This window comes from Massilia luteola (assembly GCF_034420155.1).
GTDB lineage: Bacteria > Pseudomonadota > Gammaproteobacteria > Burkholderiales > Burkholderiaceae_D > Telluria > Telluria luteola.
This window is the reverse complement of record NZ_JAXOFN010000011.1, coordinates 77399-98446: the sequence shown is the minus strand read 5'-3', so window position 1 is coordinate 98446 and position 21048 is coordinate 77399. Positions and strand designations below refer to the sequence as shown.

Here is a 21048-nt window from a genome sequence, read left to right as displayed (position 1 = left end):
TCAGGCCGCCTTGGATTCCTGCACGGCGTGTTCGACGAACGAGACGGCGTCGAGGATCGCCTCGCTCGTCGCCGGCGCGCGCAGCGGCGGATTCACCTTGTGCCCGCCGACGGCCGAGATAGCGTCGCGGATCGCGAGGAACACGGAGAACGGCAGCAGCAGCGGCGGCTCGCCGACGGCTTTCGAGCGGTGGATCGAATCGGCGACGTTGCGGTTGTCGAACAGGCGCACGGTGAAGTCGTCCGGGCAGTCCGACACGCCCGGGATCTTGTACGTGGACGGCGCGTGCGTCATCAACTTGCCCTGGCCGTTCCACCACAGTTCTTCCGTCGTCAGCCAGCCCATGCCCTGGATGAAGGCGCCTTCGACCTGGCCGATGTCGATCGCGGGATTCAGCGAGTTGCCGGCGTCGTACAGCGCGTCGACGCGCAGCAGCTTCCATTCGCCCGTCAGGGTGTCGATGACGACTTCCGACACGGCCGCGCCGTACGCGAAGTAGAAGAATGGATTGCCCGTCATCGACTTCGCGTCCCAGCTCAGGTTCGGCGTGGCGTAGAAGCCGTCCGACCACAGCTGCACGCGGGCCAGGTAGGCCTTGGCGACCAGTTCCCCGAACGGGATTTCCTGGCCGTTCGCGAACACGGTGTCGGCGACGAAGCGCACGTCGTCGGCGCCGCCGCCGTACTGCTTGGCGGCGAAACCTGCCAGGCGCTCGCGGATCTGGCGCGCCGCGTCCTGGGCGGCCTTGCCGTTCAGGTCGGCGCCCGTCGATGCCGCCGTCGCCGACGTGTTGGCGACCTTGCTCGTATTGGTCGCGGCGATGCGCACGCGGGTGAGATCGACGCCCAGTTCGTGCGCCACGACCTGCATCACCTTGGTGTTGACGCCCTGCCCCATCTCCGTGCCGCCGTGGTTGACGAGGATGGAGCCGTCCACGTACACGTGCACGAGCGCGCCGGCCTGGTTCAGGTGCGTGACGTTGAACGCGATGCCGAATTTCAGCGGCGTCAGCGCGAGGCCTTTCTTCAGCACGGGGCTCGTCTTGTTGTGCGCCTCGACGGCCTGGCGGCGCGCGCGGTATTCGCTCGTCTCTTCCAGCTGGGCCACCAGTTCGTGGATCACGTTGTCGACGACGGGCTGGCCGTACGGCGTGACGTTGCGGTCGATCTTGTCGTAGAAATTCAGCTTGCGGATGTCGAGCGCATCCTGGCCCAGGTTGCGCGCGATCTCGTCGATGATGTACTCGATCGCGATGGCGCCCTGCGGACCGCCGAAGCCGCGGAACGCCGTATTCGACTGGGTGTTCGTCTTGCCGGCCGCCGCGCGGATGTCGCAGTCGGACAGGTAATAGGTATTGTCGAAGTGGCAGATGGCGCGGGTGGCGACGGGACCGGACAGGTCGGCCGAATAGCCGGCGCGGCTCACCATGTCGACCTTCGCCGCGACGATGCGGCCGCTGTCGTCGTAGCCGACTTCGTACAGGTAGTGGAAGCAGTGGCGCTTGCCGGTGACCATCATGTCGTCGTCGCGGTCGGCGCGCAGTTTGACGGCGCGGTTCAGGCGCTTCGCCGCGATCGACGCGCAGGCGGCCCACAGCGCCGACTGCGATTCCTTGCCGCCGAAGCCGCCGCCCATGCGGCGGCACTCGACGACGACGTTGTGCGAATGCAGGTTCAAGGCATGCGCCACGACGTGCTGCATCTCGCTCGGGTGCTGCGTGGAGCACAGCACCAGCATGCCGTCGTTTTCCTGCGGGATGGCGTACGAAATCTGGCCTTCCAGGTAAAACTGCTCCTGGCCGCCGACATGCAGCTCGCCCTTGACGCGGTTCGGCGCGCGCTCGAACGCGGTCTCGGCGTCGCCGCGCGTCAGGCGCATCGGCGGCAGCACGAACGAGCCGGCGGCGCGCGCGGCCTGCGGGGTCAGGATCGCGGGCAGTTCCTCGTACTCGATCTTGACCTTGCGGACGGCGCGCCGCGCCAGGTCGTGGCTGTCGGCGATGACGACGAAGATCGGCTGGCCGATGTACTGCACGAGGCCATCCGCGAGGATCGGATCGTCGTGGATGATCGGACCGCAGTCGTTGGTGCCGGGGATGTCCTTGGCCGTCAGCACGGCGCGCACGCCGGGGCTGGCCAGCACGCCGGCGAAGTCGATGTCGACGATGCGCGCATGCGCCTTGCCCGACAGGCCGAGCGCCGCGTGCAAGGTGCCGCGCACCTCGGGGATGTCGTCCGTGTAGTCGGCCTGGCCGAGCACGTGCAGCCGGGCCGATTCGTGTGCTTTTCCGAGACCGACCTGCGCCCAGGCGGCCTTGGTCAGTGCGGGGGATCCTGCGTCGTTCATGGTGTTCTCCTCAGGCCACTGCGTCGGTGGCGGATGTCGTTGCGCTTTTCGTTCCTGCCTTCGCGAACGGGTTGACTGCGGACGTCGGCAGCGGGTCGTCCTTGCGCGTTTCGAGCCAGTAGCGGCGCAGCAGGTTCTGCGCGGTCTTCATGCGGTAGGCGCTCGATGCGCGCATGTCGGACAGCGGCGCGTAGTCCTGCGCCAGCGCGGCCATTGCCGCCGTCACGGCGGCTTCGTCCCACGCGCGGCCGTTCAGCAGGGCTTCCGCCTGCGTGGCGCGCTTGGGCGTCGCGGCCATGCCGCCGAACGTGATGCGCGCATCGACCACGACGCCGTCGTCCAGCGTGAAGGCGAAGGCGGCGCACACCGCCGAGATGTCCTGGTCGAAGCGCTTGGCCAGTTTATAGGTGCGGAACGCCACGTTCTTGCGCGGCAGCGGCACGCGCACGGCCTGCACGAATTCGCCGTCGCGCCAGTCCTTGACCTGGTAGCCCAGGTAGAAGCTTTCGAGCGGCATGGTGCGCTCGCCGTCCGGTCCGCGCAGCACCAGTTCGCTGCCGAGCGCGATCAGCCACGGCATCGAGTCGCCGATCGGCGAGCCGTTGGCGACGTTGCCGCCCAGGGTACCGGCGTTGCGGATCGGGAGCGACGCGAAGCGCTGCCACAACTCGCCCAGCTCGGCGTCGTAATGCTTGCAGATGGCGGCGTACGCATCCTCGAGTGAGACGCCGGCGCCGATCTCGATGAAGCCGTCCTGCTCGCGCAGGGTCTTCAGCTCGGCCACGTGGCCCAGGTAGATGATGTCGGTCAGTTCGCGCATCTGCTTCGTGACCCAGAGGCCGACGTCGGTCGAGCCGGCGAGGATCGTCGCTTTCGGATGCGCGCCGCGCACCGCGACCAGTTCGTCCAGCGTGCGCGGGGCGTGGAAGGTCTGGCCTTCGTACGTGTAGGTGGCGCCGGCGTCGCGCTGCAGGGCGCGCAGCTGCTTGGTGACGGCGTTGCGGTCGAATTCCGCGGGCGGCAAGGTCACCATGCGCTTGGCGGCGTCGATGATGGGACGGTAGCCCGTGCAGCGGCACAGGTTGCCGGACAGGGTATCGTCGATCTGGCAGCGGCTCGGCTCGCGGCCTTCCTGCTCGAGGTACAGGCCCCACAGCGACATGGCGAAGCCCGGCGTGCAGAAGCCGCATTGCGAGCCGTGGCATTCGACGAGGGCCTGCTGCACCGGGTGCAGGGCGCCATCCTTCTGCGCCAGGTCTTCGACGGTGAACAAGGCCTTGCCGTCCAGCGTCGGGGTGAACTGGATGCAGGAATTCACCGACCGCATCTGCAGTTCGCCGTTTTCGAGCGATCCGAGCACGACCGTACAGGCGCCGCAGTCGCCTTCGGCACAGCCTTCCTTGGTGCCGGTGCAGTGCAAGTCCTCGCGCAGGTGCTGCAGGATGGTCTGCGTCGGCGCGACGTCGTTCACTTCATGGACGGCGCCGCGGTAGAAAAATCGGATCGGAGTGGACATCATCGCCTCGGTTCGGAAAGGACATGTGAAAATATGACTGACTGGCTACTAGGTTAGCACCGGGGGTCGGGCAAGATATATCGGAATACGGATTTTGAATATCAGGTATTTCAAATATCGAGGTGCGCGCCTGCGCGGCGTCCTTACCTAGCATGCCCGTCCTGTCCGCGGCACGCAATGCGGAACGAGCCAACATTGCGAAACTTGCTATGCTTGAGCCGTCACCGGGAGGCTTCATGGCATTGCACATCGTTCATTTCATCGGACCGATCAACGCGAACTCGGCGTGTACCGTGCGCAACCTGTGCCTGCAGGCGCTGCAGAGCGGCGCGACCGGGATCGAGCTGCACATGTCGACGGAAGGCGGCAACATGACGGCCGGCTTCGCCCTGTACTACTTCCTGAAATCGTTGCCGCTGCCGCTGACGACGTGGAACGTGGGCAGCGTGGAATCCGTCGGCGTGGCGATCTTCCTGGCCGGGACGCAACGTTACGCCTGCCCGGGCACGCGCTTCCTCATCCATCCCCTGCACTGGGGCTTCGGCAACCTCGTGGCGGCGGACCATGCCCGCATTTCCGAATGGCGCGACTGCCTCGACTTCGACGCCGAGCGCTACGCCGCCATCTTCGAGGACGCCACCCGCGGCGCGCCGGACGCCCACGACATCCGGTCCTACCTGACGGCCTGCTCCCGCATCTACACGGCCGAGCAGGCCGTCGAGGCCGGCATCGTGCACGCGGCGCAGCAGGCGCGCCTGCCGGAAGCGGGCACGACGTCGCACTGGTGGAATTAAAAACATCATCTAAATCTGATAGCGCTCGCTGTCAGATTGCTGCAACAAAAGGTGGCATTAATCCCTAGAGTAGAGTGATTATTCGCGTATTTTCCTTGCGGCACTTTTTCTGGTCGCTCTACAATTTATTACAGATTCGTTACGCGGCCCAACCCATCGCCTCGGTAGTGTCTCTATAACAAAAACCGTCCACCCGCAGTCTTCAGCAGGTCAATCCCATGAAAAAACGCATCATCGCGAGTGCGCTCGCCTTGTCTTTTGCCGTGCCTTGCGCATTCGCGCAGAACGCTTCCGCCGTCCGCATCAGCGGCTTCGGCACCGGTGCCCTCACCTGGACCAATACCGACAAGGCCGAGTTCGGCCGCCCGAACCAGGCCAGCGGCGCCACCAAGGACGTCACCACCGGCGTCGACTCCAACTTCGGCGTACAGGCCGACTACGCCGTCAACAGCTGGCTGTCCGTCACGGGCCAGGGCCTCGTGCGCAAGGACGCGCAGGACGACTTCGGCGCCGAGCTGGCCTGGGCCTTCGCCAAGGCCAGGGTCTCGGACGACGTGGCGATCCGCGTCGGCCGCATGGGCGTGCCGGCGTTCATGATTTCGGACTACCGTAACGTCGGCTTCGCCAACACGATGCTGCGTCCGCCGGCCGAGATGTATTCGCAGATGCTGTTCAACACGGTCGACGGCGCCGACGTCACCTGGCAGCACAGCTATGGCGACACGACGTACACCGCCCAGTTCGCGGTCGGCAAGAGCAAGGTCGACATCGCCGGCGGTCCCACGCTGGACGGCCGCCGCCTGACCGCGCTGAACCTCGTGGCCGAACACGGCCCGCTGACGGTGCGCTTCGGCCGCGTCGACGGCCGCCTGGCGCTGAACGGCTCGACGTCGCTGGCGACGCTGCTGAACTCGCTGAACGCCGTCGCGGCCGGCTACCGGATCCCGCAGGCGGCCCAGCTCGCTTCGGACATCGACGTGCACGACAAGAAGGCCTCGTTCACGTCCCTCGGCGCAACGCTCGACTGGAACGACGTCGTCGTGCAGAGCGAGTACGCGAAGCGCAAGACCGACAGCTACATCAACGACACGACGTCGTGGTACGTGATGGGCGGCTATCGCATCGGCAAGTTCCTGCCGTACTACAGCCACGCCAGGCTGACGATCGACGGCTCGGTCAACAACGGCATGCCGGCGGCCTGCCCGGCCGGCTACCCGGCCGCGTGCACCCCGACGCTGGCCGCGCTGTCCGGCATCGTCTCCACCCTGCGCTACACGGGCGTGAGCCAGGGCGAGCAGCAGACCGACACGATCGGCGTGCGCTGGGACTTCTACCGTTCGCTGGCGCTGAAGGTGCAGTTCGACCACGTGCGCCCGAACCAGGCGAGCGGCCTGATGGTCAACGCGCAGCCCGGCTTCCACGGTCCGGTCAACGTCGGCGCCGTCGCGCTCGACTTCGTGTTCTAAGGAGAGGTCGATGAAACATCTGATCAAGACGGGCATCGCCGTCGCCGCACTGCTGCTCACCCTGCCGGCCATGGCGGAGGTCGTGGTCGTCGCGAATCCGAAGGCGGCCGAATCGTCGATGACGAAAGACCAGGTCGCACAGTTTTTCCTGGGCCGGTCGAGCGCGATGAACCCGATCGACCAGCCGGAAGGCACCCCGGTCCGCGCCGAGTTCTACAAGAAGGTGACGGACAAGGATGCGTCCCAGGTCAAGTCCCTGTGGTCCAAGCTGGTGTTCACCGGCAAGGCCACGATGCCCAAGGAAGCCGCGGACAGCGCCGCCGTCAAGAAGATGGTGGCGAGCGACCCCAAGGCCATCGGCTACATCGAAAAGAGCGCGGTCGACGCCACGGTCAAAGTGATCTACACACCGTAAGCATCCCCATCCACCCGCCCGCCCCGGCCTGTCCGGCGGCGGGCTGTTGAATTCAGAGGTAACGGCATCATGAGCATCAAGCGCAAGATCTGGGCACTTCCGGTCATCTCGACCATCATCTTCGGCCTCGGCGTGGCGGTGTCCGCCAGCATCGCCAGCGGCGCCCTGGACTCGATCCACACGACCGAGGCCGTCGATTACCCGGCGCTGGGCACGGCGAAGGCGCTGACGACCGACCTGCAGGGCATCACCGACGGTCTGCGCGATGCCGTTTCCGAAGGCGACAAGACCCGCGTCGCCCAGATCGGCGAACAGGCGAACAAGGTCCGCGCCAAACTGGCCGAAGTCACCAAGATTCCGGGCATGGATGCGACCGGCAAGCGTCTCTCGAAGGAATTCGAGGATTACTATGCGCCGGCCGTCTCGGCCGCCAAGATCATGCTCGAACTCGAGAAGGGCGATCCGCAGGCCACCGTGCAGCGCATGCAGGCCGCGCTGACCGCGCTCAATGCCGACGTCGCCAAGTTCAACGAGCAGGCCCAGCAACAATTCAAGGACGGCATCGCACAAAGCGCGTCGAGCGTGCGCCGCGTGCTGTCCGTCACCATCCTCACGGCACTGATCGTGATCGCGACCCTCATCGGCGTATCGTGGTTCGTCATCCGCACCATCTGGCAACAGCTGGGCGGCGAACCGGAATATGCGCGCGAGATCACGCGGCTGGTTGCGGCCGGCGACCTGTCGATGGAGATCCGCCTCGACGCCGGCGACCAGCACAGCCTGCTGGCCGCGCTGCAGGAAATGCGCACGCGCCTGGCGACGATGGTGTCCGGCATCAAGACGTCGGCCGAGACCATCGCCACGGCCAGCGCCGAAATCGCCAGCGGCAACGCCGACCTGGCCGGCCGCACGGAATCGCAGGCGGGCAGCCTGGAGCACACGACGCGCGCCGTCGAATCGCTGACGGAAACCGTGCGCACGAACGCCGCCAACACGAGCCAGGCCAACTCGCTCGTCGTCTCGGCCACCGACATCGCCACCCGCGGCGGCGAAGTGGTCGGCAACGTGGTGAGCACGATGGGCGCCATCAACGCGTCCGCCAAGCAGATCGTCGACATCATTTCCGTGATCGACGGTATCGCCTTCCAGACGAATATCCTGGCCCTGAACGCGGCCGTGGAAGCGGCCCGCGCGGGCGAGCAGGGCCGCGGCTTCGCCGTCGTCGCGGGCGAGGTGCGCAACCTGGCGCAGCGCTCGGCGGCGGCGGCCAAGGAAATCAAGCAGCTGATCGGCGATTCCGTCGCCAAGGTCGACGCCGGCAGCGCCCTCGTTGACGAAGCGGGCGCGACGATGGAACAGATCGTCGCCTCGGTCCGCAAGGTGCACGACATCATGGCCGAGATCAGCGTGGCGGGCCAGCGCCAGGCCGAAGGCATCGAGCAGATCGGCCACGCCATCGACGACATGGACCAGATGACCCAGCAGAACTCGGCCCTCGTCGAGGAAGCGTCGGCGGCGGCGGAATCGCTGGCTGAGCAGACCGAGCAGTTGTCGGGTGCGCTGGCGCAGTTCAAGCTGACGGCCGGACACGCGCTCGGCGTGCCCGCCGGCCAGGCACGGCTGGCGCTCGCGCGCGGCTGAGGCGCAGGCGCGATCCGCGATCGGGCAAGGTGTGCGCCCTGCCCGGATTCGGCGTATGCTTTAGTTGTCAAGCGCCGTACTGCATGAAGTGACCCCTGGTCGCGCTGATGCACCCCCGGCCGTCAAGGCGGCCACTCTCCGGCACGACGCTCGCGACGAGTCATCGGGGAGAACATCATGCGCCACATTCTGAATCGCGACTACCCACCGGGCACCGCGCCCGGCGCCCTGCAACACCACCCTCACGAGGACAGCCGCTACTTCGGCACGCAGAACGCGGAAGCGCCACCCGCCGGCACCACGTTCCAGGAAACGCTGGGCACCATCGCACAGTGGAACGGGCCGGAGGATGACGATGCGTGGACCGCTCAGGCCGGGGACGTGCGCGCCGGCGACGACGGCCCCAGCCAGACATGGGAAGACGTCGAGCCCGCCCTGAAGAGCGACTGGGAGCGCAGGCACGCGGGCGGCCTGGCGTCGGCCTGGGACAAGGTGAAGACGGCCATACGCCATGGCTGGGAACGGTCGATGCACTGACATCATGAACCCGGTCACATCATTCCTGGTCGCCGTCAGCCTCGCCGTTGGCGCCGTCCTCACCTACTGGGCCAATCCACTGCTCGGATTGCCGTTCCTGGCGCTCGCCGCGATTCTCGCGCTGTCGTTGAAGATGGCGAATGCGTGGGAAAAATTCGTCATCCTGAGGCTGGGGAAACTCCACAGCGTCAAGGGCGCCGGCTTGTTCGCCATCGTTCCCATCATCGATAACGTGATCGCCGTCATCGACGGACGCATCCAGACCACGGCCTTCAACGCCGAGCAGGCCTTGACCAAGGACACCGTCCCGGTCAACGTCGATGCCATCATTTTCTGGCACGTGCACGATGCGGAGAAAGCCGCGCTGGCGATCACGAATTACCGCGAGGCGATCGACCGGGTGGCCCAGACGTCGCTGCGGGAAATGATCGGCCTGTCGATGCTGACGGCGCTGCTGTCCGACCGCAAGGAGGCGGACGCGCAGTTGAAGGAATCGATCGGCCGGAAAACGGCGCCGTGGGGGATCTCCGTCGGTTCGGTGGAAATCCGCGACGTCGCCATTCCGGTCGTGCTGCAGGATGCCATGTCGCGCCAGGCCCAGGCGGAACGCGAGAAGCAGGCGCGGGTCATCCTCGGCTCCGCCGAAGCCGCCATCGCCGGGAAGTTCGTGGAAGCGGCCGACATGTATGCCGGCCACCCGGCCGCGCTGCAGCTGCGGGCGATGAACATCATCTACGAAACGACGAAGGAGCGCGGCGCCACCATCCTGATCCCCAGTTCGATGGTCGACAGCCTGAATCCTGCGACCGCACCCGTCTGGCCAAACTTGCAAGCCCCCTCCCCTTGACTTAGAATCGACCTCCGCGCTGGCCTCGCCAGTTTCACGACGATTCTTGACGGTGATCCTTGGAAACCGTACCACTTTGGGTGCTCATCCTCGCACTCGTTCTCCTGATTCTTTGCTCGGCCTTCTTCGCGATGGCGGAAACCGCCCTGATGGCGGCCAATAAATATCGCCTGCGCCATCTTGCGAAACGGGGCCACCGCGGCGCCATCACCACGTTGTGGCTGCTGGACCGCACGGACAAGCTGCTGTCCCTCGTGCTCATCGCCAATACGCTGATCAACGCGATGGCGACGGCGCTCGTCACCGCGATCGCGATCCTGTTCTTCGGCCACGCGGAAAGCGTGATCACGATCGCCACGGCCGTCGTCGCGTTCCTGCTGATCGTGTTCGCGGAGATCTCGCCGAAGATCATCGGCGCGACCTACCCGGAACGCATCTCGCTCGGCTCCAGCTATGTGCTGCGTCCGCTGATGAAGGTGGCCAAGCCGGCGATCTGGTTCGTCAACCTGTTCGTGCAAAGCCTGTTGCGCCTGCTGCGCATCCGCGGCGTCGGCGTCGGCCATGCGGATGCCCAGCAGCGCCTGTCGCCGGAAGAATTGCGCTCCGTCGTGCTGGAAGCGGGCAGTTATATCCCGCAAAAGCACAAGAGCATCCTGCTGAACCTGTTCGACCTGGAAAAGATTTCCGTCGAAGACATCATGACGCCGCGCCCCCAGATCGAGGCGCTGAACCTCGCGTTGCCGGTCGAGGACATCAAGGCCGAGCTGACCACGTGCTACCACAACAAGCTGCCCGTGTACGAAGGCGAGATCAATCGCATCGTCGGCATCCTGCACGTGCGCAAGGCGGTCGCGCTGCTGAACGAGCAAGACGACCTCACGATCGGACACTTCCGCGAACTGTTGACGGAGCCCTATTTCATCCCGCAAGACACGGGCGTCTTCACCCAGCTCCAGTATTTCCAGGAAAACAAGGAACGCCTGGGCATCATCGTCGACGAATACGGCGAGGTGCAGGGTCTCGTCACGCTCGAAGACATCATCGAGGAAATGATCGGCGACTTCACGACGTCCACCCCGGGCGCCGCGCGCAGCGATGCGATGGCGTGGAATGCCCAGGGCGAAGTCCTGCTCGAAGGCACGACGCCACTGCGCGACATCAATAAAAAGCTGGGTCTCGACCTGCCCCTCGACGGCCCCAAGACCGTCAACGGCCTGCTGCTGGAACAGCTGCAGGAAATCCCGGAATTCCCCATCGCCCTCAAGATCGGCAACTGTGTGATCGAAGTCGTGCAAGTGCAGAACCAGGCCATCAAGGTCGTGAAACTGTTGCGGCCGGTCGCGGTCAAACGCTGGCTGGCAGCCTGATCGCGCTTCGCCGGCCGAGCGCCACCGGCCACGATCCGGCGGTTTGCCCCTGTCCTTGCACGAGGAATAACGATGTTGTTCACCCGACATTGCCTAGGCCACACATACCATTTCGTCCACGTGGTATGCATGCATCTTTCCCCACGACAAAGTCTTGACCGATTTGATGCCTACGGGCATCATCGAGAACATCCGCCGGGGCCGTTCGTCCTGCCCGGCTTCTTGTCGTCCTTCCGACCTTAACCATATGGCAGCAGTCCTCCCCAACACCACCCCAGGCACTGCGTTGCCCGGGCTGGCGCGTGCCCTCGTGCAGGCGGGACGCTTGACGCTGCCCCAGGCGGACACGCTGCAAAAGAAGGCGTCCGCCGACAAGGCCGGTTTCATCGACACCCTGCTGGGTGCCGGCACCGTCGACGCGCGGTCCCTGGCCGCCTTTTGCGCCGAAACCTTCGGCTATCCGCTCCTCGACCTCACCACCTTCAGCCTCGAGGCGCTGCCCGTCAATGCCATCGACGCCAAGCTGATGCAGGCCCAGCGCGTCGTCGCGCTGGCACGGCGCGGCAACAAGATGTCGGTGGCGCTGTCCGACCCGACAAATACGCAGGCGCTGGACCAGATCAAGTTCCAGAGCGAATCGACGGTCGAACCGGTGATCGTCGCCCACGACACCCTGCTGGCCCTGCTGGCGAATCTCTCCAAGAGCGCCGAGCAGGACTTGAGCGAGCTGGTCGGCGACGAACGCGAGATCGAGTTCGCCGAGGACGAGCCGCAGCAGACGCAGGCATCGGAAGCGGCCGCCGCCGAGGTCGAGGATGCGCCCATCGTGCGCTTCCTGAACAAGGTCCTGATGGACGCGATCACGCTGGGCGCGTCCGACATCCACTTCGAGCCGTACGAAAAGCAGTACCGCATCCGCCTGCGCGTGGACGGCGTGCTGCGCGACCACCTGGCGCCGCCGCTGTCGATCCGCGACAAGCTGGTCTCGCGCATCAAGGTGCTGGCCAAGCTCGACATCTCGGAAAAGCGCGTGCCGCAGGACGGCCGCATGCGCCTCGTGCTGTCGCCCACGAAAACGATCGACTTCCGCGTCAGCACGCTGCCGACCCTGTTCGGCGAAAAGACGGTCATGCGTATCCTGGACGCGACGCAGGCCCAGATGGGCATCGACGCGCTCGGCTACGACCCAGACCAGAAGGCCATCCTGATCGATGCGATCACGCGCCCGTACGGCATGGTGCTCGTGACGGGCCCGACGGGTTCCGGCAAGACCGTGTCGCTGTACAGCTGCCTGAATGTGCTGAACAAGCCCGGCATCAATATCTCGACGGCGGAAGACCCGGCCGAGATCAACCTGCCGGGCGTGAACCAGGTCAACGTCAACGAAAAAGCGGGCCTGACCTTCCCCATCGCGCTGAAAGCCTTCCTGCGCCAGGACCCGGACATCATCATGGTCGGCGAGATCCGCGACCTGGAAACGGCCGACATCGCGATCAAGGCCGCGCAGACGGGTCACATGGTGTTTTCCACCCTGCACACGAACGACGCGCCGTCGACCCTGACGCGCCTGATGAACATGGGCGTGGCGCCGTTCAACATCGCCTCGTCCGTCATCCTGATCACCGCCCAGCGCCTCGCACGCCGCCTGTGCACGTGCAAGCAGCCGCTCGACATCGGACGCGACACATTGAAGGCGGCGGGCTTCCGCGACGGCGACCTGGACGGCGACTGGAAGCCCTACGGCCCCGTCGGCTGCGAGCGCTGCCTCGGCTCCGGTTACAAGGGCCGCGTGGGCATCTACCAGCTCATGCCGATCTCGCCGGCGATCGAAGCCCTGATCCTGTCCCACGGCAACGCGATGCAGATTGCCGCCCAGGCCGAGGCCGACGGCGTGAACTCGCTGCGCCGGTCCGGCCTCATGAAGGTCAAGCAGGGCCTCACCAGTCTCGAGGAAGTGCTCGGCTGCACGAACGAATAAGGATTCAACATGGCAACGACATCCGTCCCGGCGCGCCGCGGCGCAAGCGCGCAAGTCAAGGAATACATCTTCGCCTGGGAAGGCAAGGACAAGACCGGCAAGACCGTGCGCGGCGAAATGCGCGCCGGCGGCGAGACCATCGTGAACGTGACCCTGCGCCGCCAGGGCATCATGGTCACCAAGGTCAAGAAGAAGACTTATCGCAGCGGCAAGAAGATCCAGGACAAGGACCTGACCCTGTTCACGCGCCAGCTGGCCACGATGATGAAGGCCGGCGTGCCGCTGCTGCAATCGTTCGACATCGTCGGCAAGGGCCACTCGAACCCGTCCATGTCGAAGCTGATCATGGACCTGCGCGCGGACATCGAGACGGGCACCAGCCTGAACAACGCCTTCCGCAAATACCCGCTGTACTTCGACCCGCTGTTCTGCAACCTCGTCGGCGCCGGCGAGCAGGCGGGTATCCTGGAAGACCTGTTGACGCGCCTGGCGATCTACAAGGAAAAAACACTCGCGCTGAAGAGCAAGATCAAGGGTGCGCTGATGTACCCATGCGCGATCATGGCGATCGCCTTCATCGTCACGGCCGTGATCATGATCTGGGTGGTGCCCGCATTCAAATCCGTGTTCTCCAGCTTCGGCGCGAACCTGCCGGCGCCGACGCTGATCGTGATGGGCATCTCCGACTTCGTCGTGCAATGGTGGTACATCATCTTCGGCTCGATCTTCGGCGCCCTGTACTTCTTCTTCCAGTCCTGGCGCCGCTCGCTCAAGATGCAGCAATTCATGGACCGCGTGCTGCTGCGTCTCCCCATCTTCGGCGAAGTGATACGCAAGGCCACCATCGCCCGCTGGACCCGCACGCTGGCGACGATGTTCGCGGCCGGCGTCCCGCTGGTCGAGGCGCTGGACTCGGTCGGCGGTGCTTCCGGCAACAACGTCTACCTGGACGCGACGAAAAAGATCCAGACGGAAGTCAGCACGGGCACGAGCCTGACGGCCGCGATGCAGAACGCCAATGTCTTCCCGAATATGGTCACGCAGATGGTGGCCATCGGCGAAGAATCCGGCGCGCTGGACGGCATGCTCGGCAAGGTGGCGGACTTCTACGAGGAAGAAGTGGACGAGGCCGTCAAGGCGCTGTCGTCGCTGATGGAGCCCTTGATCATGGTCGTGCTGGGCGTGCTGATCGGTGGTCTGGTCATCGCGATGTATTTGCCGATCTTCAAGCTGGGCTCGGTGGTGTAACGGCGGGTCGAGCCACTGAACGGCCGTCCGCCACGGATTTCCTCGCCATTGTGCGCTACCGCACCGTGCTGCAAGGCAATGACTGATAAGTTGAGAACGAATGTTCACAACTTATCGGTCAATTCCAATGCCCTCTTGCCCCGAATGCGGTTCCACCTATATACGCCGGATCGCGCGTACTCCCCTGATGCGTATCCTGTGGAGCAGCGAGCACATCCTGTGCAGCGACTGCGGGGAACGCTCGCTGGTGTTTCCAAAGCTCAGGAAGTTCGTCACGAGAAGCCGGACGCCGGTCCGGCAAGCACGCATCAAGCCGAACAGCCCGCTTCATCCCTGACCCCGTTCGAACCCGGCCAAGCCACCGAACCGCTCGACGGCAAAGTCGATGAACAACCTGGTCCGCAGCGGCTGAAACTGCCGCGACGGATACAGCAGGTATAAATCCTGCGCCCGCGCCGACCACCCGTCCAGCACCCGCACCAGTTCCCCGCTGTCCAGCAGATCGCGGACCAGCCAGTCCGGACACACGCCGATCCCGCTGCCCAGAACCAACGCCTCGCGTATCGCCAGCGCATTGTTCACACGGAAGCGGCTCGAGACCGGCAGCCGCGCGTGTTCGCCGCCGCGGAACAAGTCCACCGTATTGCCCGGTGTCCAGGCGAAGCGAACGAAGTCGTGCGCGGATAACGCGTCCGGCTCAGCCGGCACGCCGCGCCGCGCGAGATACGTCGGTGCCGCCACCAAAAAGCGCGGCACCGTCGCCAGGTGCCGGCCGATCGCATCCGGCGGCAAGGTGCCGCCCAGCCGGAATGCGACGTCGACGGCTTCCTCGACGAGATCGACGAAGCGGTCGTTGAGGATCAGTTCGACGTCGATGGCGGGATGGTCCGCCATGAACCGCTGCACCATCGCGTTGATGCGGAACTGGCCCAGCGCGACGGGCGCATTGATCCGCAACAGTCCCGCCGCCTGCCCCGTCATGCCCTGGACGGCGCCCACGGCCGCGTCGAATTGCTCGATCACCCGTCGGGCGTCGGCGTGGAAACGCTGGCCCTGCTCGGTCGGGGACAGGCCGCGCGTGCTGCGCTCGAACAGGCGCACGCGCAATTGCCGCTCCAGCTGGGCCAGCCATTTGCTGACGGTGGGCTGCGTCGTGCCGAATTCGCGCGCCGCCGCGGACAGGCTGCCCAGTTCCAGGGTGCGTACGAAGACGCGCATCGCGTGCAGGGTGTCCATCGTCTTTATTCCGTATTGGAATGAGTGATCTGCGATCCTACCATCTTCATCGCCATTCCAGAATGACCTATCGTGAGCGCTCATTCCAAGGAGCTCACCATGACCCGACACAAGCCGCTCGCGGCACTCACCCTCGCCCTGGCATTCCAGGCGCAACCCGCGCTGGCGGGCGACCACTGGCTCACGTCCTGGTACGCGGCGCCGCAACCGGCCTGGGACGGCAGTTTTACGCTGCCGATGAACGTCCCGGCCCGCCTCGACGACGCGACCCTGCGCGAGACCGTCCGCCTCAGCGCCGGCGGACAACGCATCCGCCTGGTGTTCTCGAACCGGTATGGCCGCGAGCCGGTCAAGCTCGGCGCCGTGCGCGTCGGGCCGGCCGACGACGCACGCGGCGGCCGGACGCTGACGTTTTCCGGCCAGCCGGGCGTCGCCATCTTGCCGGGCGCGACGGTGACGAGCGATCCCGTCGCCTTGCCCGTGCGGCCGCTGTCCCGGCTGGCCGTGACGACCTGGCTACCGGCGCCCACGCCCATCGCCAGCTTTCACTGGGGCGCTCAACAGACCGTGCAAGTCACCATGGGCAACGACACCGCCCGGTTCGGAGGACGATTGTTCCTGAACGCCGTCATGGTCGACGCGGCGGCGCCAGGGCGCACCGTCGTCGCCCTCGGCGATTCGATCACGGACGGCAACGGGTCAACGCCGGATGCGGATCGCCGCTGGCCCGACGTTCTCGCGGAACGGCTGGCAAAGCACGGCATCGCCGTCGCCAACGCTGGTATCTCGGGCGGCAGGCTGGCGCGCGACGGCATGGGGCAGAGCGCCGTCGCCCGCTTCGGGCGCGACGTGCTCGGCCAGCCCGGCGTGTCGGACGTGATCGTTTTACTCGGCATTAACGACATCGGCTGGCCGGGCAGCCCGTTCGCACCAGGCGAGCGCGCCGCCACGCTGGACGAGCTCACGGCCGCCTACAAGCAACTGGTCGCAGCGGCCCACGTGCGCGGCGTGCGCGTGACGGCGGGCACGTTGCCGCCGTTCGAGGGCGCCCTCGCCGGCACGCCGTACGCCGGCCACTACAGTCCTGAAAAGGAGCGCCTGCGCCAGCAACTGAACCAGTGGATCCGCACGGCCGGCGCGTTCGATGCCGTCGTCGACTTCGACGCCGTCCTGCGCGACCCGTCCAACCCGCGCCGCCTGCGGGCCGCATACGATTCGGGCGATCATCTGCATCCGGGCGACGCGGGCTACCGGGCGATGGCCGAGGCCATCGATATCGATCGCCCATCGGCCACCGCCGCGGGCGGCCCGGTAACGGGGCAGGTACGGCCCGCCGCCTTGCCTCGGCGGCAACTTCGCCCTTAAACTCGGCGTTCCGCCCATCCGCGTCGACGAGGAACGCCATGCCCAGGTCCGGAAAGCCTGCCGATTTCACGATCATCCGTTCCGCGCTGCCGGGCGTGGACGCCGTGGAAGCGCGCAGCGATCACGTGTTCGCCCGACACAGCCATGAACAGTTCGGCGTCGGCGTCATGCTGGCCGGCGGCCAGACCTCGAGCAGCGGGCGCGGCCAGGTAGAGGCACTGGCGGGCGACGTCATCACCGTGAACCCGGGCGAAGTGCACGATGGCGCCCCTCTCGGCGGCGCGCCCCGGGCATGGCGCATGCTGTACCTGCCCCAGCCGCTCGCCAGTGCCACGGCGGCCGACCTGAGCGAAGGCGCCCGCCATGAGTACGTTTTCCATGACCCGGTCGCCCGCCATGCGGCGCTGGCCGCCTGTTTTCACCACCTCTACGCGGCCGTCACCGCGCACGGCGGGGGCGACGCGGCAAACCTGTTGCGCGAGCAGTTGCTGCTGGAACTACTGCACGGCCTGCGAGACGATGGCGCGCGATCGCGGCGGACGCCGGCCACGGCCGCGATCGCGCATGCGCGGGCGATGATCGACGATGCGCCCGCCACCGCATGGTGTCTCGCCGACCTGGCCGGCGTCTGCGGGCTCAGCCGCTTCCAGCTCGTGCGCCAGTTCGCCGGCGCGACCGGGCTGACGCCCCATGCCTACCTGATCCAGCGCCGCATCGAAGCGGCGCGCGCCCTGCTCGCGCGCGGCGTGGCCCTGGCGGACGCGGCGGCGGCCAGCGGCTTCGCCGACCAGAGCCACATGACGCGCATCTTCATCCGCACCTACGGCGTCACGCCCGGCACCTACGCGGCGGCACTGGCGTAACACCGCCCGCAATTTCGTTCAATACCGGCGCCGCGCCGGCGGCTATCGTGCGTTCCCTGTCACTGAAAGGAGAACGTCGTGTCCGCTAAAACCCTTGGGTATGTGTACCTGGCGCTGGCCATGCTGCTCGTCGGCAGCACCGTCGTGGCCAGCAAGATCGCCGCCGGCGCCCTGCCGCCGTTCACGGCCACGGCCCTGCGTTTCGCGCTCGCCCTGCCCTGTTTTCTCTTGCTGTTGCGCGTGACCGGCACGCCCGTGCCGCGTCCCGGCAGGCGCGACGGGGCGATCCTCGTCCTGCAGGGACTGGCCGGCACCGCCGGGTACACGGCGCTGCTGATGGCGGGGTTGCGCGCCACGTCGGCGGCCGACGCCGGCGTCATCCTCGGCACGCTGCCTGTCGTCGCGACCGTCGCCGCCGTGGCCCTTCTCGGCGAACGGCCGCGGCCCATGCTGCTCGCGACCGTCGCGCTGGCGAGCGCCGGGCTGTTCGTCCTGCATCGGCAACCGGCGGGCACCGCCGCCGGTTCGATGTCCGGCAATGCGCTCGTGTTCGGCGCCGTGGTGTGCGAAGCCTGCTTCATCCTGCTCAACAAGCGCTTGCGCGTCGCCGTGCCGCCCCTCGCCCTGTCGACGCTGATGAGCGCCATCGGCCTGGCGGCCTCCCTGCCGTTCGCGCTGGCCGAAGCGGCGTGGACCGCCCCCGTCGCGTCGTCCGCACTGCTCGCCGTCGGCTATTACGCGCTGTTGCCGACCGTCGGCGGCTTCCTGCTCTGGTACGCGGGGGCGGCCCGGGTCGCCGCGACGGAAGCGGCGCTGTTCACGGCGCTGGCACCGGTCGCCGCGCTGCTGCTCGCGACCCTGCTGCTGGGCGAGCCGGTGGGATGGCGGCAACTGGCCGGCATCGCATTCGTCCTTGCGGCGGTGGGTGCGCTGGCCTTCGCCAAGGAGCGATGAGGGTATGTTTTACTTCGCGCAGGCCTTGCCGCCGACGCCGTGGTAACCCTTCGCCTTGGCGTCGGCTTCCGCCATGTATTCGCCCTTCTTGGTCTTGCCGTAGTACTTGTCCCCTTCGCAGTGGTAGACCTTGCTGGAACTGTTCGCCCAGACCTTGCCCGCGCCGCCGCCGGGCGCCTGCTCCTTTTGCGCCTGCGCCGTCTTCGACGCCTTCGCGGCGGCGGGGGCGCCGTGGCTCGCGGCATGCGGCGCCGCATCCGGTGCGAGCGGATTCGGCACGGTCGTCTGGGCAAATGCCGCGGCTGCCGTCAATGCGCCGAGCAGCAATACGAGATGTCTTTTCATGGTTTCTCCATAGGATTTGCGAACGTCGTCCTCCACGGACGAGCCGCATCATATTCCCACACGACATGACAAAACGAAAAAATGACCAAACCGTAACGTGTGCGCGCCTGGCGCAGAGCTATCATTTGCATGCGTTGTACATACATTGGAACGGTCATGGAACAGACGGACCGCCGCATGCCGCCGCACGCGTCGAACGATGGCGCGCAGCCGCGACACCCGGACGCGATCCCGCGCGCCGGGCGCCGTTGCGCGCCGCCTTAGGATTGGCGCCATGTCCAGCACGCCGCCCGACCTCGACGACATCGGCCCGCTGCTGCGCACCGACGCGGCGCCGGCGCGCCCCGCGTCCGCGCCGGACCTCACGCGCCGCTTCGTGCTCGGCACCCGCACCTGGACCTTCGTCGTCCTGCTCGGCCTGTACGTCCTGCCGGGACTCGTCGGCCACGAACCTTGGAAACAGGACGAGACGTATATCGCGGACATCGTGCGCAATATGCTGGCGACCGGCGACGCGGTCGTGCCCCGGATGGCGGGCGAGGCGTTCATGGAAAAGCCGCCGCTGTTCTACTGGGTCGCGGGCGCGCTCGCGACGTTGACGTCGCCCGTGCTGCCGCTCGCCGACGGCGCGCGCCTGGCCACCGGCGCGTTCGTCCTGCTGGCCTGCGCGGCCATGGCGCAGTGCGGCCGGCGCTGGGTCGATGCGCAGTTCGGGCGCACGACCGTCTTCGTGCTGCTCGCCTGCTTCGGGATGGCCGCGTTTGCGCACCTGATGCTGACCGACACGGCGCTGCTCGCGGGGATCGCCATCGGCATGGCGGGCCTGCCGCGCTGGCGCACGCGGCCCGGCGCCAGCGGCCTGCAGATCGGCACCGGCGTCGGCATCGGGTTCCTCGCCAAGGGCCTGCTCGCGCCCGGCGTGTTCGGCCTCGCCGCCGTGCTGCTGCCGCTGTGCTTTGCGCGCTGGCGCGCGCCCGCCTATGCGCGTACCGTGCTCGTCGCGCTGCTGGCCGCGCTGCCGTGGCTGACGCTGTGGCCGGCCGCGCTCTGGCTGCGCGCGCCGAACCTGTTCCACGACTGGCTCTGGACGAACAACATCGGACGCTTCGTGGGGTTTTCCGTCCCCGTGCTGGGCGCGGCGCACGATCCCGGATTCTGGGCGAAGAACCTGTGGTGGATCACGTTCCCGGCGGCGCCGCTCGCCGTGCTCGCGCTGTGGCGCGGACGGGGCGCGTGGCGCACGGACGAGCGCATGCAGTCGGCCGCCGTGTTCGCGGCGGTCGTCTTCGGCGTGCTGGTCGCCTCGGCCTCCGCGCGCGACGGCTATGCGCTGCCCCTGTTGCCGCCGCTGGCGCTGCTCGGCGCACGCAGCGCCCTCGCGCTCGCCCCGCGCGTGGAGCTCGCGTGGTGCGTGGGCGCGCGCGTCCTGTTCGGCGGCATCGCCGCGGCGCTCTGGCTCGCGTGGACCTATATCATGCTGGCGCACGATCCGCTGCGCCTGCGCGCACTTGCCGACCTGCTGCCGCCGCATCCCGACCGGCACCTGCACGTCGCGGCGCTCGCCTGCGCGCTGGCCGCGACGGCCGGCGCGGCCTGGCTCATGGTGTTTTACCCGCGGCGCCAGGCGGCGTTGCAGACGTGGGTGACCGGGATCGCGCTGTGCTGGCTGCTCGCGGCGACGCTGTTCATGCCGTGGGCCGACGAGGTCAAATCCTATCGCGGCGTTTTCGGTGCGCTGCGGCCCGCGCTCGGGCCCGGATGCGTGGCGAGCTACGGCGTCGCCGAAAGCGAACGTGGCATGCTCCACTACTACGACGGCATCGTCACGGAACGGCTCGGGACGCGGCCGTCATCCGCCTGCACGCAGATCCTGCTGGAGAATCCGGAAGGCCGGCTGCCGCAGTGCAGCGACGCGGGATCGTGGCAACCGGTGTGGGACGGCGCCCGCCCGGCCGATCGCCACGAACACTTCTGGCTGTTCCGGCGCGCGCCCGGCGCGGCCCGGTGCACGGACCGCGATTGACGCACGGCGATGGCCGGGATCGCCGCCGCGACATCCCTGGCGGGCGCCACGCCCGGACCGTATTGACGGCATCGAACCACGAACGGACAGGGTCGGGGCGCCATACG

General features: G+C 66.9%; 17 protein-coding genes. 13 read left to right on the top strand and 4 right to left on the bottom strand.

Annotated features, from left to right (window positions below):
• Positions 1–2346, bottom strand: a complete 2346-nt coding sequence (gene xdhB / locus U9J41_RS13360; RefSeq protein ID WP_322402685.1) for a xanthine dehydrogenase molybdopterin binding subunit — start codon at positions 2344–2346, stop codon at positions 1–3.
• Positions 2347–2356: 10 nt separating this feature from the next.
• Positions 2357–3862, bottom strand: coding sequence for a xanthine dehydrogenase small subunit (xdhA, locus tag U9J41_RS13355; RefSeq protein WP_322402684.1), 1506 nt, complete (start codon positions 3860–3862; stop codon positions 2357–2359).
• 236 nt (positions 3863–4098) lie between these two features.
• Between xdhA and U9J41_RS13350 the strand changes: the two genes are divergently transcribed.
• From U9J41_RS13350 to U9J41_RS13310, 9 genes are all read left to right on the top strand, one after another.
• Positions 4099–4656, top strand: a complete 558-nt coding sequence (locus U9J41_RS13350; RefSeq protein ID WP_322402683.1) for a ClpP family protease — start codon at positions 4099–4101, stop codon at positions 4654–4656.
• Between the two features lie 218 nt (positions 4657–4874).
• On the top strand, positions 4875–6122 hold the full coding sequence (locus U9J41_RS13345; protein ID WP_322402682.1) for a hypothetical protein: 1248 nt from the start codon (positions 4875–4877) through the stop codon (positions 6120–6122).
• A 10-nt stretch (positions 6123–6132) separates the two neighbouring features.
• Positions 6133–6537 carry a hypothetical protein gene (locus tag U9J41_RS13340; RefSeq protein WP_322402681.1) on the top strand — a complete coding sequence of 135 codons (405 nt, stop codon included), beginning with the start codon at positions 6133–6135 and terminating at the stop codon, positions 6535–6537.
• Between the two features lie 69 nt (positions 6538–6606).
• Positions 6607–8178 (top strand): methyl-accepting chemotaxis protein, encoded by a 1572-nt coding sequence (locus U9J41_RS13335; protein ID WP_322402680.1) that lies wholly within the window; start codon positions 6607–6609, stop codon positions 8176–8178.
• 177 nt (positions 8179–8355) lie between these two features.
• Positions 8356–8715 carry a hypothetical protein gene (locus tag U9J41_RS13330; protein ID WP_322402679.1) on the top strand — a complete coding sequence of 120 codons (360 nt, stop codon included), beginning with the start codon at positions 8356–8358 and terminating at the stop codon, positions 8713–8715.
• A 4-nt stretch (positions 8716–8719) separates the two neighbouring features.
• Positions 8720–9562, top strand: coding sequence for a slipin family protein (locus U9J41_RS13325; RefSeq protein WP_322402678.1), 843 nt, complete (start codon positions 8720–8722; stop codon positions 9560–9562).
• Positions 9563–9621: 59 nt separating this feature from the next.
• Complete coding sequence (locus U9J41_RS13320) at positions 9622–10929, top strand: HlyC/CorC family transporter (protein WP_322402677.1); 1308 nt, start codon at positions 9622–9624, stop codon at positions 10927–10929.
• A gap of 247 nt (positions 10930–11176) precedes the next feature.
• Complete coding sequence (gene pilB, locus U9J41_RS13315) at positions 11177–12907, top strand: type IV-A pilus assembly ATPase PilB (RefSeq protein WP_322402676.1); 1731 nt, start codon at positions 11177–11179, stop codon at positions 12905–12907.
• Positions 12908–12916: 9 nt separating this feature from the next.
• Positions 12917–14155: a type II secretion system F family protein gene (locus U9J41_RS13310; RefSeq protein WP_322402675.1), complete on the top strand. Its 1239-nt coding sequence runs from the start codon at positions 12917–12919 to the stop codon at positions 14153–14155.
• Between the two features lie 327 nt (positions 14156–14482).
• Here U9J41_RS13310 and U9J41_RS13305 read toward each other — a convergent pair whose 3' ends face one another.
• Positions 14483–15391, bottom strand: coding sequence for a LysR family transcriptional regulator (locus tag U9J41_RS13305; RefSeq protein ID WP_322402674.1), 909 nt, complete (start codon positions 15389–15391; stop codon positions 14483–14485).
• 99 nt (positions 15392–15490) lie between these two features.
• Here U9J41_RS13305 and U9J41_RS13300 point away from each other — a divergent pair, with 99 nt between their 5' ends.
• The 3 genes from U9J41_RS13300 (at position 15491) to U9J41_RS13290 (ending at position 18573) form a co-directional block, all read left to right on the top strand.
• Positions 15491–16756, top strand: a complete 1266-nt coding sequence (locus U9J41_RS13300) for an SGNH/GDSL hydrolase family protein (protein ID WP_322402673.1) — start codon at positions 15491–15493, stop codon at positions 16754–16756.
• A gap of 38 nt (positions 16757–16794) precedes the next feature.
• Positions 16795–17619, top strand: coding sequence for an AraC family transcriptional regulator (locus U9J41_RS13295; RefSeq protein WP_322402672.1), 825 nt, complete (start codon positions 16795–16797; stop codon positions 17617–17619).
• A gap of 78 nt (positions 17620–17697) precedes the next feature.
• The gene (locus tag U9J41_RS13290; protein WP_322402671.1) at positions 17698–18573 is read left to right on the top strand and encodes a DMT family transporter; all 876 of its coding nucleotides are present in this window, start codon (positions 17698–17700) and stop codon (positions 18571–18573) included.
• A gap of 9 nt (positions 18574–18582) precedes the next feature.
• On the opposite strand, the gene U9J41_RS13285 is transcribed toward U9J41_RS13290, so the two are convergent.
• Complete coding sequence (locus tag U9J41_RS13285) at positions 18583–18918, bottom strand: signal protein (protein WP_425260407.1); 336 nt, start codon at positions 18916–18918, stop codon at positions 18583–18585.
• A 274-nt stretch (positions 18919–19192) separates the two neighbouring features.
• On the opposite strand from U9J41_RS13285, the gene U9J41_RS13280 reads away from it, so the two are divergent.
• Positions 19193–20941 (top strand): ArnT family glycosyltransferase, encoded by a 1749-nt coding sequence (locus U9J41_RS13280; RefSeq protein ID WP_322402670.1) that lies wholly within the window; start codon positions 19193–19195, stop codon positions 20939–20941.
• The last annotated feature ends 107 nt before the right edge of the window (positions 20942–21048 follow it).

What these genes read in the sequence shown, in the direction of transcription:
- U9J41_RS13350 (WP_322402683.1), top strand. Translation starts at nt 4,099, where the DNA reads ATGGCATTGCACATCGTTCATTTCATCGGACCGATCAACGCGAACTCG.
- U9J41_RS13310 (WP_322402675.1), top strand. Translation starts at nt 12,917, where the DNA reads ATGGCAACGACATCCGTCCCGGCGCGCCGCGGCGCAAGCGCGCAAGTC.
- U9J41_RS13295 (WP_322402672.1), top strand. Translation starts at nt 16,795, where the DNA reads ATGCCCAGGTCCGGAAAGCCTGCCGATTTCACGATCATCCGTTCCGCG.
- U9J41_RS13330 (WP_322402679.1), top strand. Translation starts at nt 8,356, where the DNA reads ATGCGCCACATTCTGAATCGCGACTACCCACCGGGCACCGCGCCCGGC.
- U9J41_RS13340 (WP_322402681.1), top strand. Translation starts at nt 6,133, where the DNA reads ATGAAACATCTGATCAAGACGGGCATCGCCGTCGCCGCACTGCTGCTC.
- U9J41_RS13305 (WP_322402674.1), bottom strand. Translation starts at nt 15,391, where the DNA reads ATGGACACCCTGCACGCGATGCGCGTCTTCGTACGCACCCTGGAACTG.
- U9J41_RS13325 (WP_322402678.1), top strand. Translation starts at nt 8,720, where the DNA reads ATGAACCCGGTCACATCATTCCTGGTCGCCGTCAGCCTCGCCGTTGGC.
- pilB (WP_322402676.1), top strand. Translation starts at nt 11,177, where the DNA reads ATGGCAGCAGTCCTCCCCAACACCACCCCAGGCACTGCGTTGCCCGGG.
- xdhA (WP_322402684.1), bottom strand. Translation starts at nt 3,862, where the DNA reads ATGTCCACTCCGATCCGATTTTTCTACCGCGGCGCCGTCCATGAAGTG.
- xdhB (WP_322402685.1), bottom strand. Translation starts at nt 2,346, where the DNA reads ATGAACGACGCAGGATCCCCCGCACTGACCAAGGCCGCCTGGGCGCAG.
- U9J41_RS13300 (WP_322402673.1), top strand. Translation starts at nt 15,491, where the DNA reads ATGACCCGACACAAGCCGCTCGCGGCACTCACCCTCGCCCTGGCATTC.
- U9J41_RS13335 (WP_322402680.1), top strand. Translation starts at nt 6,607, where the DNA reads ATGAGCATCAAGCGCAAGATCTGGGCACTTCCGGTCATCTCGACCATC.
- U9J41_RS13285 (WP_425260407.1), bottom strand. Translation starts at nt 18,918, where the DNA reads ATGAAAAGACATCTCGTATTGCTGCTCGGCGCATTGACGGCAGCCGCG.
- U9J41_RS13280 (WP_322402670.1), top strand. Translation starts at nt 19,193, where the DNA reads ATGTCCAGCACGCCGCCCGACCTCGACGACATCGGCCCGCTGCTGCGC.
- U9J41_RS13345 (WP_322402682.1), top strand. Translation starts at nt 4,875, where the DNA reads ATGAAAAAACGCATCATCGCGAGTGCGCTCGCCTTGTCTTTTGCCGTG.